Raw genomic sequence first — 13,066 nt, 5'->3', positions numbered from 1 at the left:
TGCGCAAGAATGTTGATATCCGTCAGCTTCACGCTAACATTGCTCTGCAAAGCTATAGACCCCAGTTTGTCCAGCGTGAATTCTGCCGTTGTTGATTTAGAGACAGGTAATGCGCTTGCCGATGCTTCGTAATATCCGTATGTAATAAGCTGGCTTAGAACCGCTGTGCTCAGCAGTACTGCAGCATACGTCTTTCTTCGTTTGCGCATGAAATTCCCTCCCTGAATAAAAGTTCTTACATTTGAAAATGTCTGGTCATCCACATCAAATATGCCAATAAACAAGAGTAGCTGTGTGACTTCGAAGCATAAGCTTAAAGAAAGAGAGAGAATGAACATATTCACGAACGATGCGCCTCTTAGTGTGAATAATTTAGGAATGGAAATACCCAGCGGAATAAAGGCCCGGATATTTCCTATCAAGTTCGTAGATGCGAATGGATTCGAGATGGATATGCTATGAATTGAACTTACTGCGTCCGAACCTTGTTGCCATCCTGCAGCGGCTGGCTGCTGTCGACTACGATTTGATCTTGTTCGAATATACCTCCGGTTACAGCTGATTCTTGATCATTCGAATCAACGACGGTAATTGATACTCTTTTAATGTAAAATGCGTTGCCGAGCGGACTGTTTCTTTCTTCAATTCTATAGACATACTTTCCGCTACCATCTTCGTGAATGGCTTTATTGGATATTAATATCGTATTACCGGCCGACGGTTTAGTCAGCTCCACCTTAACAATGTCCCCTCTTTTGAAACTACCATCTTGTATTGTGATCAGAAGCCGTTTCATTTGAGAGTTCAAAGTTGTAGTCTCTCCTTGACCTGTGGTTCCTTCCTCGACAGAATTTGCATCTAGGATTTCTGCAATTTGGCCCTCGGCTTGTTTGATTTGACTTCCATCCACCTGAACATCGATCTTTTCTCCTATCTTCAACATGCTAGCTATATTAGCAGGGGCTAATAACTCAAACATAAATCCAAGGCTTCCGTTGGACATCTGCACATCTGGCCCGCCATTTGATGAGATAAGGCCCTCCGTCGCATTTACTTTCGTAACTATTCCATCAAACGGAGCAACAATTGTGCTATTATTTATCAAATATTCCTGTAACTTTTGTATTTTTCGTTGCTGAACCCCCTGATCGATTTTGCTAATCTCTATCTCGCGTTTGGTGTTACCTATGCTATTCTCATCTCCACTCCACGAAGCTTCCTTAAAACTGCCCTGCAGCTCTTCCATTGTGAGCTTAAGTTTTTTAAGACTCGCTTGTTCGTCCAGAATCTGTTGCTCCGCCTCTTTTCTGTCGTAAGTCACCAGTGTCTGCCCTTTCTTCACAAGATCCCCTTCTTTTACATCTACCTTTGTAACTTTCCACCCCGTACTATTCGTTAATGCAACTTCTGCCTTCCACATTAATACACTACTACTCTGAAACATATGAACAAGCTGTCCCCGTTTCGGTTCTACTACCGCTACCTTTGGTAAAGTCAGAGACATCAACGTGTTGCTAAGCAGCGTAAATACAATTAGGAGACCGATAAACAAGCCGGAGAAGATTCGAATCGTTCGTTTACGTCCTGAATTCGCTTGTTCGGTATGTTGTAATCCCATCATGATCACCCCTATAATTTTCCGAAATATAGCTTGTATCCTAAATGTTGACTATCCTTTGATTCCTGATAGCTGAATTCCTTCGATAAAGTAGGACTCTGCATATAAAAACAACAGCACCATTGGGGCCATATACAGCACAGATGCAGCAAAGGCAACACCCCGGGCTCCTTCGTTGATACGCGATAAATAAAGCGATAATGGCTGCTTGAATGAATCCTCTAGAAAAATAAGCGGCTGCTCGATCATATTCCAATTGTCAACAAATAGTAATACAATCAGTGCAGCGATTCCAGGTTGAATAAGAGGAACGATAATCTTATAAAAAATCCTCAAATGTCCAGCTCCGTCCATTTTGGCAGCTTCGATATACGAGTTCGGAATATGCAGCATGAACTGCCTTAGCATAAATACGCCGAAAGCACTGAAAATTCCCGGTAAAATAATCGCGGATGTTGTGTTCATTAGTCCAAGTTTATCCGCAATAATGTAGTTGGGAACCAATGTGACTTGAAACGGCATAATCATGGTCATCAAATAAATGACAAACAACTTATCCCGCCCCCAAAATCGGAGCTTGGCAAAAGCATAGGCCGCCAGAGATGCGACTAGCACTTGCCCTGCGATGATAGGTGTGACCATCAATACTGAATTCCAAAACATCTGAAGGAACACAGGTTTATGAACCAACACCTCCGCATATTGATGAAATGTCAGCCAATCGGGAAATAGCTTCAAGTTAACAAATCCATCTTTCTCTCCTGCTGCAGTATTGATCATCACGCCAATGAGATTATAGTTATGGTCAATCTCACCTTCGGTCATCAACGAGTTTGTGAATGTGACGACAATAGGAAATAGCATCATTGCGGCGATCATTCCCATCACCAACGTTAACGCAAACTTGCGAAATAAAGCCAACAATATCACCGTCCTTACACTTAATCCATGAATTGCCGAAAACGGCGTTCTATTGAAAGCATGACTGTCACACCGATTAGAATGCAGCCTACCATCAAGGTGGCAGCGGCCGTCAGTTTCTGAATATCGAGTGACAGAAACATGTTGTTCATATAATGTTGCAGGATATAAATACGGTCATGTGGATAATCTCCTGCGATCAGATACGTCTCACGGAAAACTTTGAAGGAATTAATAATGGACATTAAAACGACAAAGAACATTGTCGGAGTCAAGTAGACTAACGTAATATGAATCAATTTATGAAATCTGCCGGCACCTTCGATATCCGCAGTTTCATAGTAATCCTTAGGAATACTTTGTAGTCCAGCCAAGAATAAAATGATGTTGTACCCGATATTTTTCCATGTGTACACGATAACCAACACACCCATGGACCAATCTGATTTCATCCAATCGATCCGTTCTATATGCATGCTTTTCATCCAAACATTTACTGTACCATTCCAGTCGAACAATATTTGCCACATCATTACGATAGAGGCGACGGGTACCACAAGTGGCAATACAAAAGCCGTCTGCAGCCAATTCCGAATAAATAATTTTTGATTAAGTAAAATCGCAAATAATAAGGATAAAACAACAATGAGCGGTACGCTTATACCGGTAAATAGGAATGTATTTGTTGCTGCTTTACGGAAGGAATCGCTAGCATACAGTTCATTATAATTATCCAAACCGACAAAAGAGCCATCCACCGTGCTATCTTGGAAAGAATAGAAAAATCCCATGACAAACGGAATAAGATAAAAAATTGCGAAGCCTATCAAGCTCGGCGCCACGAAAAAAACAGCCACCGTCCAATCATGTCGTAGCAACTTAAATATTTTGCCCCGATAACACTTACCCACCATGTTTAACATCTCCTAAATCCACTTCGAATGAGAAAGATGAACCCTGAATTGTCGTTCACAGTTCATTACCAGCAGTTGGTTATACATTCAACCTTCTCTATCCACGAAATACTTTTTAATTCCTTTTACAATGGCTTGGGCGGTTCGATTCTGATGCATTTCACTGAGCATATCCGTTTCATCGCTCGGGTTCGTGAGGTACCCCATCTCCAGTAAAATCGCGAGATTGTTGCTGAACTTCAGCACCCCCAAGCCGTCCCTTTTTACGCCGCGGTCCTTGAATCCAGTAGCCTCTGCCAGTTGTTCGTGCACCCCGCTTGCGAACAAAAAACTTTCGTCCGCATAATAATACGTTTGCGTGCCAGATACATCCGGATCACTGTATGTGTTCCCATGAATGGAGACAAATGCGTCCGCATCGAGATCATTTGCCATTTGGGCGCGATCCTCCAGCTTGACAAAGGTGTTATCCGTACGTGTTCTGTACGCCTCGAACATCGGCTCCTGCTGGAGCAAGTCATACACCTTCGTAGACAGCGCTAGGGTGTACGCCCGCTCTCGGTTCCCGCTTACACCTTCCGCGCCGGGATCCTTGCCTCCATGCCCCGCATCGATCACAATTTTGTAACGCTTTGATACTTCTTGCGGCGTTGCCATATGTTTGTTCAGCGAAACTGTCGACTCCGCCGAAGTTGTGATTCGATTCCCCGAAATCGGGGATGATAACGCATATATCGACCAGCCCATTCCCATAAAAACAACGAGACTTATCATAAATATCGCTTGGCGGCGTTGAAGCTGTTTTCTCCTTATCCTTTTCATGCTGTCTCCTTACTCATGCCGCTCTCTATGCCTCATTAAACCCAGATTGGAACATAGTCGACCGCCACGGCTTGTACTTATATTGCTTTACAGCTTCCTTGTCCCTCGGATATCGAATAATACAACCGTATAGATGAGCATTTTCGCTAACCCATCGGCCCTCCTCCTTCTCACCGAACTTCTCGATTCATTGACGATTCAGGTTTTCTCCATCATCACTCGGGTTGCGCCACTGCCTACGGTGGTCTTCTACCAGTGTAGTACGCGAATATATGATAAGTGAGATGGACTTGTATTGAAGTTGTAAAGAAGCTGAATTCAACAGGCAACACAGTACAAAAAGGCCAACTGCGGTTGCAGCTAGCCTTGGTTCTGTCGGTCCTTAAAAAAAGAAGATGAATCAAGAGATTGGACCTATGAACCTGCTTCATATTCTGACAGACTACGTATTTTCCTCGTTCACACCTGTCTTGTTTCCTTTAATACCCGAAGATGTACATGTAGTGACTCTCGCCACAACAAGCGAAAGCAGCAATATTGTTGTCCACTTTTTTCATCTATTATCTTCCTTTATCTCTTAGAAGTTATTATTCTTACTCATTCAAGTACGTCGTCACACGATTCGCGACAAGTTCCGCGACCGCTTGTGCCGATTTTTGACCGCTATAGTAAGCTTTCACTTCCTCTGTAATAATCGTTCGGATCTTCGAATCATGCTTCTCCGGTGTGCTTGCACTTACCATCATCTGCTTGATCATATCAATGTCCGCCTTCTGAACCGGTACCGTGGAGCCCGTAAGCGATTCAATCGAGCCTTTGTTCAGGAGGTCTTGTAATGTCTTCTCGTTCACCGTTTTATGGATAGAGAAACTCTGATGATCTGGCATCGTCTGGATCTCCTCGGACATTAAGAACTTCATGAAATCCCAAGCTTCCGCCTGAACGGCCGAATTCGCATTCAACCCCAATGTCATCTGCATCGTGAACGAATCTCCCGCTTGTTGACCGGTAGCGACCGGCTTGTTATAGATCTTCCCTTTCCCATTCTCAAAGATTAGCGATGGCATTTCAAAATAATCTGCAGGATAGTTAATCCAGACAGGCGAAAAGAAATAATCCCCTGCATCAACTTCGGCATCCGTCACTACCTTTTCCTCAAACAACGTTTTCACTTGCTCCATGAGTAAGGCGAATTCATTTGTATCGAAACTAGCAGGGCGCTTCTCTTCATTCACAATTCGCTTATAGTTATCAGTAAACAAATCGTACAGCATCTGTTCTCGAGACATATTCCCTATCGAATAAGTATGACCGCCGGATGCCGCTAGACTTTTGCCCACAGTTATGAACTCACTCCATGTCCATTTGCTGTCATCGAATTTCACTCCGGATTCCTCAATCGCCTTCGCATCCCCCATAAAACCGTTAAGGGAGAACCGTAGCGGCAACGTATAGAGACCTCCATTCATCTTGGCCCCATCCAAAATGTTCATCTCGTATTGACTGGAATCGAATGTAGCATCCTCCTTCATCAAGCTACTCAAGTTCACCAGCACTTTTTTGTCCACATATTTCCTAACAGGCAAATCCATCACATTCAGGGAAATCAAATCGGCCCCTTTACCGGTTAGGAGCTCTGTGTTGGTGGTGTTCACATATTTCTCGATATCACCTTCTTGATTCGAGCCTTCCCCCTTGACATATTCTTTAATTTGAATATCTACATTCGGATGTTTCTCTTCATACTGCTTCTCTGCCAGAGAATACACAGGATCAGCTTGGAGTACGGATAAGACGACGGTCTTCTTCCCATCTTGTCCCTGTTGCCCCTCTTTCTTCTCAAGACTGGCTCCGCCAGAGCATGCTGCCAAAGTCATGGTTAATGCAACGATCAAACTGAATACACATCTTTTTTTCATCGTAAAACGCTCCTCTCCATTTTCCGTGCTATCTACGAGAACAAGCACGCCAGACTCTCAGACGATTACCTTCTGTTAGCGGCTCGCTGCTCTCCACTTTTCGTTCCTGGACACCAATCGTTAATCGCGCACGCTCTACTCGGCAGAAGGATTCTCATAGGCTTCCTTCCTTTTTCTAACCCTCTCTATCCACGAAATACTTTTTAATTCCTTTTACAATGGCTTGGGCGGTTCGATTCTGATGCATTTCACTGAGCATATCCGCTTCATCGCTCGGGTTCGTAAGGTACCCCATCTCCAGTAAAATCGCGAGATTGTTGCTGAGCTTCAGCACATTCCAGCCTTCCTTTTTCACGCCGCGGTCCCTGAATCCAGTAGCCTCTGCCAGATGTTCGTGCACCTCGCTTGCGAACAAAAAACTTTCGTCCGCATAATAATACGTTTCTGTGCCAGATACATCCGGATCACTGTATGTGTTCCCATGAATGGAGACAAATGCGTCCGCATCGAGATCATTTGCGATTTGGGTGCGATCCTCCAGCTTGACAAAGGTGTCATCCGTACGTGTTCTGTGCACCTCGAACAGCGGCTCCTGCTGGAGCAAGTCATACACCTTCGTAGACAGCGCTAGGGTGTACGCTCGCTCTAGGTTCCCGCTTACACCTTCCGCGCCGGGATCCTTGCCTCCATGCCCCGCATCGATCACAATTTTGTAGCGTTTGGATACTTCTTGCGGCGTTGCCATATGTTTGTTCAGCGAAACTGTCGACTCCGCCGAAGTTGTGATTCGATTCCCCGAAATCGGGGATGATAACGCATATATCGACCAGACCATTCCCATAAAAACAACGATGCTTATCATAAATATCGCTTGGCGGAGTTGAAGCTGCTTTCTCCTTACCCTCTTCATGCTGTCTCCTTACTCATGGCCGCTCTCTATGCCTCATTAAACCCAGATTGGAACATAGTCGACCGCCACGGCTTGTACTTATATTGATATTGCTTTACAGCTTCCTTGTCCCTCGGATATCGAATAATACAACCGTATAGATAGATTGAACTAAAGATAAACCCTCATATTTATGAATTTCTTTAGAAATGCTTGAACTTGTGAGCGCAAACTTTAGTTCAATCTATATAGATGAGCTTTTTCGCTAACCCATCGTCCCTCCTCCTTCTCACCGAACTTCTCAATTCATTGACGATTCAGGCTTTCTCCATCATCGCTCGGGCTGCACCACTGCCTGCGGTGGTATTCTACCAGTGTAGTACGCGAATATATGATAAGTGAGATGGACTTGTATTGAAGTTGTAAAAGATGAATTCAACAGGCAACACAGCACAAAAAGGCCAACTGCGGTTGCAGCTGGCCTTGGTTCTGTCGGCCCAAGGTAGTCGGTTTTCGATGTTTCTCAGCCGATAATTACAGATATTTATCTTGATAGAAATTAAGACTGAAATGGTCAGCGTCATTATATACACCAAACTCATATCCTTTTTCCCTATAAAATGCAATTATTTCTGGAAGCGCTTGTAATGTTTGTGATTTTTCATGCATGAGAACGACTTCTACGTCATTTTTAGTTCCCTTTTTAACATTTTCTACAATTTGGTTTGGATTATCTTTTAACACCCAGTCGTTAGAATCAATTGTCCAATCCCATATTTTAATTCCAGCCCCTACAATTTGAATACGAATCTGTTCACTTTCCAATCCTGGTTTTGAACCATAAGGTGGACGAACCAACTTAGGATTCGTACCTGTAATATCCTGAATAAGAGATAATGTTTCGTTCATCTCTGGTACAAACTGCTCATTATCGTATAGCCTTTTGTAAATATGTGTCATACTATGTGCACCAACATAATGGCCTTCTTTTGTTGCTCGTTTTACATTTTCTTGCAAATTGGTTTTTTGTAGATTACTTCCCTGCATAAAAAATATTGCTTTTACATCTTGCTCTTTTAATACATCTAAGAATTGATTCGTTAATATACTAGGGCCATCATCAAATGTTAGGTAAACAACTTTTCCGATTGGCCTTCCATCCGGTCTTTTTTTTTCTGGTTGTATGGTCTCTTGTATGATACTTTGTTCTGCTACACTTGTGGCAACTTGATGGATACTTTCTTCAGGATCAGAAGTCAATTTCCCTATTAAAAAGATCATAAGAAACACAGTTGCTACAATAAGTCCTAATCTTCTTCTCTTCTTTTTCATCCTTATTTTTACATTGTTATTTCGTGATGTTTTCATTATTTATCTAAACCTTTCTCTGAATAGCTGGTTATTCATTTAAGACAGTCGTCACTCTATTTTGAATCAACTTCGCCACGACTTCGACTGATTTCTGTCCACTGAAATAGGCTTTGGATTCTTCTGAAATGATCTCTTCGACCTTAGAAGGCTTGAATGCAACGGGATGGATTGCTCCAGAAAGGAATTGATCTAATCCTTGAATATATATTTAAGCTCAATCGTGATATTAGGATGCTTAGCTTCATATTTCTTCTTAGCTTCAACAATCCATAATGATAAAGTGTAGAGAACACAATGGTTTTCTTCCCACCATTAGATTTCGTTCCTTCTTGCTTTTCCCCGGCTGACTTTTCTGTTGTCTTTACCTCGGCTAGCTTTTCTGTTGTCTTATCCTCGTTTTGTGTTTGCGCTACATCTCCATTACCCGCACGGCTACTACAAGCAGAGATAGAGATCATGAGTATTTTTTTCATTTTTATTCTTCCTTCCTTTTTCTAACCTTCTCTATTCTACGAAATACTTTTTATTGCGCCACTGTCTGCGGTGGTATTCTACCAGTGTAGTACACGAATATATGATAAGTTAGATGGACTTGTATTGAAGTTGTAAAAGGTTGAATTACCAGCCAGCACAGTGCAAAAAGGCCAGCTACGGCTACAGCTGGCCTTGGTTCTGTCGTTCGGATTACGACTCTGAAAAATAACTGAGCATCGCCATCACATCTTTGTTGAACCCAACCACTTGCTTCGTCCTCACATTAACCATGACACTGTAGTTCAGCGATTGTTTATCCTTACTCCTATAATACAATTCCGCAACGAGGCCCCAACGGGTGCCTATCTTGTCCAAGGTCAGATCGGGCAAGACATAACTTCCCTTTTCCTGAATAAACCGATTGGCGATCTCGATTACCTCATCCATAATCACTTCCGCCTTCGCGTTCTTATCCAAGGTCAGATCGGGTAAGACATAACTTTCCTTTTCCTGAACAAACGGATTATCGATCACGATTACCTCATCCATAATCACTTCCGCGTCCGCGTTCTTATCCCTATTATAAGCATACTTCTTGATCTTATCAGCATTCTCTGGATTCTGGTTTACTTTAGAAATTTTAATTACATCGCCGTCTCTAGCGTTCAAAACAATATCATAGACTTCATTAGGATCGGCTGATTGGGTCAGGGTCATATAAAACAGACCGCTAGGAATTTTATTCAGCTCTGTTTCGGAATTCACTTTGAACCCCTGATTCTGCTTCGATCGCTTAATGACGTCGTATTCCAGCTTGTCCAGCAGTTCTTTAAGCTTCTTCTGATCTACCGCCATCAACTCGAATTGGACTTCGTCCATAGTCAGTTTCTCGTTATAGTACTTGTTGACCGCATTCAGGCTGAGCGTCTTCACAGTATCCTGCGAAAGAACGCCTTCGTATTTCACTTCGTTGCTTTTGTGCTCTATGGTTATTTTTTTTACCATGACGGTGTCTTTTTCGATGGCGTTGAATAATCCCCCGCACCCCGTCGTCAGGATCATGAACGCCGCACATACGATAACCACCACAATGAGCTTGTTCATGGATTCACCCCTCCTTTCGGACCTATCTGATCGAAAATGACTCCAATCGTCGTTCCCTGATTTTCTTTGCTGGTCACTTCGATGACAGCATGGTGTATGCTCGCCACACTTTGACATATGGAGAGACCTAAGCCCGCCCCATTATTGATTTTCGTTCTAGCTTTATCCGCCATGTAGAACGGTTCAAAAATTTTGTCCCGATGCTCTTTCGCAATACCGATGCCTTGGTCGATCACTTCAAGAGTGTAACGGCTGTCGCGCCAGTAAGTACAGATGGTAATACTCTGTTGTTCGGCAGAAGCTTTAAGCGCATTGTCTACGAGATTGAAGATCAGAACTTTGATCAAATCCTTCTCCAGCAACAGCCTGCCCTCTTCACAATCGATGACGATCACAATCCGCTTCTCCTTGGCTTTCATCTTGAGCGCAGGCTCAATCTCGGCAATGATGGCTCCCAAATCATGCTCCTCCATCTGAAAATGATTCTCCTGAAGCAAAATCAAATCCATTAGCTTGAGTGAAAGCGACTCTAAGCGCTTACCTTCCGAGTAAATGATATTCAGTCCATCTACGAACAGCTCTTCGTTGTATTTGGTCGTCCTCAGGAAATTTGCATATCCGATAATCGACGTTAACGGCGTTTTTAATTCATGGGTAAAATTATTGATGAACCTTTGCTTCTCTTGATTGTTCCGCTCCAGGTCATTGATTTTATCCTCGACAACCGAGGCCATATCATTAAAATTTCGTGCCAGAACGCCTATTTCATCCTTCGATTTCAGACGAACTCGTTCCGAAAATCCGCCCTGTGCAATGACTTGAGCCGTACGGTTGAGTCGATCGATCGGCTTCGTCAGTCCTCTACTCACGAAAAACATGATAAGCATATAGAGTAAACATGCGACCATATCCACTTTGACGAAAAAATGGTACTGATCCACGCGCTCCTGATACAACGAGGTCACGTCCTTCATGTAGGTGAATACGTATTTTTTATGATTAATATCCGTAATGTTCGATGTGAATAGTATCGTACGCTGGTCGATATCTCGCAAAATATATTTGATTTCCTCCACGGCCAGCTTGTCCAATTCCTCGCGATGCGTCGGCATCTTGAAATCGGTATTGCTGAAGATCGTCAGGTTCGTATCGTTCATGATATCCAAATAAATACGATCGTCGCTATTCTTCTCAACAAATTCTTTGGCGATGTTCGTTAATATCGTTTTCTCGTAATCAATAGAATCATAGATACGAAGTATCGGAACAATCGCATTGACGCTGGAATGAATGCTCATATTTTGGCTTAACGCACTGTTGATTTCCTGCTCTAGCATTGTATTATGGCTCTGTTCAATGACCATAATGGAAGCTGCATTAAAGATGAGGACGAATACCAGAATAGAGAACAAATAAATTTTTTGCCAAAATTTCATCGATCAATCCTCCAGTCGGTAACCAATTTTGTAAACGGTCTTGATATGATCCTGCAGCTGAAGCTTCTTACGCAGCGATTTGATATGCATATCGACCGTTCTCGTTTCGCCGTAATAGTCCCCGCCCCATACTTTATCGATGAACTGCTCTCTAGACAGCGCGATATTCTTATTTTTCAGTAGCACAACAATTAAATCGTATTCCTTCGGCGTCAGTTCGACGGGCTCCCCCTGTATAGTCACTTCTCGTTTGTCCAAGTCTACTTGAATGTTTTGAAACTCCATCACGTGTTCTTCTTTGCCGTATCTTCGCAATACGGTTTCGATCCGGGCCAACAGCTCGATCGCTTCGAAAGGCTTGACCATGTAGTCGTCTGCCCCCAGCTTCAGTCCGTTGACTTTGTCGTAAACCGAGTTTTTAGCCGTCAGGAAAATGACCGGAATGCCGTAGGGCTGAATTTTTTCCATCAATGTAAACCCGTCCATCCGTGGAATCATGACATCCAGCAGGATGAGATCGAACTTCTCCTGCTTCATCGCCTCCAGCGCCGCCAAGCCGTCGTAAACCTCCGTAGTCACATAGTTCACGATGTTGAGATTCATTTTAATGATTTTGGATATATGAATATCGTCTTCAACAATCAAAATTTTTTTTTGCATACTTGAAAATCTCCTGACGTGTAATGTCGTGTGTTACTTCATTGATTCTATACGATGACAAAGCGTTATTAAAGATGCAATATCTGCAGCCCGTTACCGTGAAACGATATTATCCGTGGTTCAACCCTATGTAAAATGCCCAGTACCACGATCGGTACTGGGTTTGTTGTTTAATGGAAGAAAGGTAAAAATGAGATAACCCTGTTGTTGTACACCGACTGCGGTACTATGGAGATACACTCACATTAGTACCGGTTGTACTTTAACTTCCTGCGCTACCTGTGCCATCGCTTGGCGTTGTTGGTAATGCCTTATAAATAAGTGAATAGGACTGGCTTCCCAGCAACATTCTTTGACCCTGGAACTCATCGTACAGGTTCATGCGAATGCTACCTCCGCTTAATCTTGTATCGAAGTTGCTATTAAACGTAGTTGAGTACGATTTATTTTGACCCATTGGCAAATCAGTCCCGAGTGTCAACGTCTTTTCCATCGTTTGTCCATACGGATCAATGATTTCCATGACAAGCTTGTGCTCGTAGGCACCTGCTTCGTAATCTCCATTCTTGGATAAGTTGTATGTTATGACTGTATTCAAGGCTTTCGTACCTTCGCTTATCGTACCCTCTGCATTTACAACCGAAAGGCTGTAAGGGAACATATCCACATTGTTCAGATTGGACGGCGGCGTTTCCCCTACCGTGTTAAGTGACAATCCCACCGTATTGATATATCCCGTTGATGTACCACCTAGAGCTGTCAGCTTACCGTCAGCCACACCTTGGCCAATATAAAGCATAAGCTGTGAGGTATTCACACTCTGCGGAAGCTTACTCCAGACGGTAACCAGGTTTTTACCATTTGGGCTTGTTGCGTCGGACGATTGACTAACTTTGGCCTCATAATATTGATTATCGGGTGTTTTGTAGTAGGCAACA

The 13,066-nt window shown here is 43.1% G+C and carries 13 protein-coding genes and 2 pseudogenes; all 15 read right to left on the bottom strand.

The annotated features are described in order from the left end of the window. Nucleotides 1–209 (bottom strand): hypothetical protein (locus PGLA_RS29205; RefSeq protein ID WP_245700206.1); only part of this gene is annotated, 209 nt, incomplete at its 3' end. A 105-nt stretch (nucleotides 210–314) separates the two neighbouring features. Then, nucleotides 315–422 (bottom strand): annotated as a pseudogene (locus PGLA_RS29200) (VanZ family protein); the annotation flags it as partial. A 47-nt stretch (nucleotides 423–469) separates the two neighbouring features. After that, entirely contained in the window at nucleotides 470–1,621 is a 1,152-nt protein-coding gene (locus PGLA_RS20770) for an efflux RND transporter periplasmic adaptor subunit (RefSeq protein WP_245700204.1), read from the bottom strand. 48 nt (nucleotides 1,622–1,669) lie between these two features. Continuing rightward, nucleotides 1,670–2,539, bottom strand: a complete 870-nt coding sequence (locus PGLA_RS20765; RefSeq protein WP_084411366.1) for a carbohydrate ABC transporter permease — start codon at nucleotides 2,537–2,539, stop codon at nucleotides 1,670–1,672. 20 nt (nucleotides 2,540–2,559) lie between these two features. Next, entirely contained in the window at nucleotides 2,560–3,453 is an 894-nt protein-coding gene (locus PGLA_RS20760) for a carbohydrate ABC transporter permease (protein WP_068536552.1), read from the bottom strand. 87 nt (nucleotides 3,454–3,540) lie between these two features. Beyond that, nucleotides 3,541–4,275 (bottom strand): N-acetylmuramoyl-L-alanine amidase family protein, encoded by a 735-nt coding sequence (locus PGLA_RS20755; RefSeq protein ID WP_068536550.1) that lies wholly within the window; start codon nucleotides 4,273–4,275, stop codon nucleotides 3,541–3,543. A gap of 25 nt (nucleotides 4,276–4,300) precedes the next feature. Beyond that, nucleotides 4,301–4,462 (bottom strand): D-alanyl-D-alanine carboxypeptidase family protein, encoded by a 162-nt coding sequence (locus tag PGLA_RS27100; protein WP_084411364.1) that lies wholly within the window; start codon nucleotides 4,460–4,462, stop codon nucleotides 4,301–4,303. A 406-nt stretch (nucleotides 4,463–4,868) separates the two neighbouring features. After that, a complete protein-coding gene (locus PGLA_RS20750) occupies nucleotides 4,869–6,194 on the bottom strand; it encodes an ABC transporter substrate-binding protein (RefSeq protein WP_068536548.1) in 1,326 nt (441 codons plus the stop codon). Between the two features lie 175 nt (nucleotides 6,195–6,369). After that, complete coding sequence (locus tag PGLA_RS20745) at nucleotides 6,370–7,104, bottom strand: N-acetylmuramoyl-L-alanine amidase family protein (RefSeq protein ID WP_068536546.1); 735 nt, start codon at nucleotides 7,102–7,104, stop codon at nucleotides 6,370–6,372. 513 nt (nucleotides 7,105–7,617) lie between these two features. Next, nucleotides 7,618–8,451, bottom strand: a complete 834-nt coding sequence (locus PGLA_RS20740) for a polysaccharide deacetylase family protein (protein WP_068536544.1) — start codon at nucleotides 8,449–8,451, stop codon at nucleotides 7,618–7,620. Between the two features lie 143 nt (nucleotides 8,452–8,594). Then, entirely contained in the window at nucleotides 8,595–8,927 is a 333-nt protein-coding gene (locus PGLA_RS20735) for a hypothetical protein (protein ID WP_068536539.1), read from the bottom strand. 211 nt (nucleotides 8,928–9,138) lie between these two features. Continuing rightward, the gene (locus PGLA_RS20730) at nucleotides 9,139–10,032 is read right to left on the bottom strand and encodes a hypothetical protein (protein ID WP_068536537.1); all 894 of its coding nucleotides are present in this window, start codon (nucleotides 10,030–10,032) and stop codon (nucleotides 9,139–9,141) included. Beyond that, nucleotides 10,029–11,468 carry a sensor histidine kinase gene (locus PGLA_RS20725; protein ID WP_068536535.1) on the bottom strand — a complete coding sequence of 480 codons (1,440 nt, stop codon included), beginning with the start codon at nucleotides 11,466–11,468 and terminating at the stop codon, nucleotides 10,029–10,031. The genes PGLA_RS20730 and PGLA_RS20725 overlap by 4 nt, the downstream gene beginning before the upstream one ends. Before the next feature lie 3 nt (nucleotides 11,469–11,471). Further along, nucleotides 11,472–12,128, bottom strand: a complete 657-nt coding sequence (locus tag PGLA_RS20720) for a response regulator transcription factor (protein WP_068536533.1) — start codon at nucleotides 12,126–12,128, stop codon at nucleotides 11,472–11,474. Between the two features lie 262 nt (nucleotides 12,129–12,390). Beyond that, a pseudogene (locus tag PGLA_RS28220) lies at nucleotides 12,391–13,066 on the bottom strand (hypothetical protein); the annotation flags it as partial.

Source organism: Paenibacillus glacialis, from assembly GCF_001637205.1.
GTDB classification, from domain to species: domain Bacteria; phylum Bacillota; class Bacilli; order Paenibacillales; family Paenibacillaceae; genus Paenibacillus_AQ; species Paenibacillus_AQ glacialis.
Note: the sequence above shows the minus strand (reverse complement) of the source record. Positions and strands in the feature narration are given on the sequence as shown.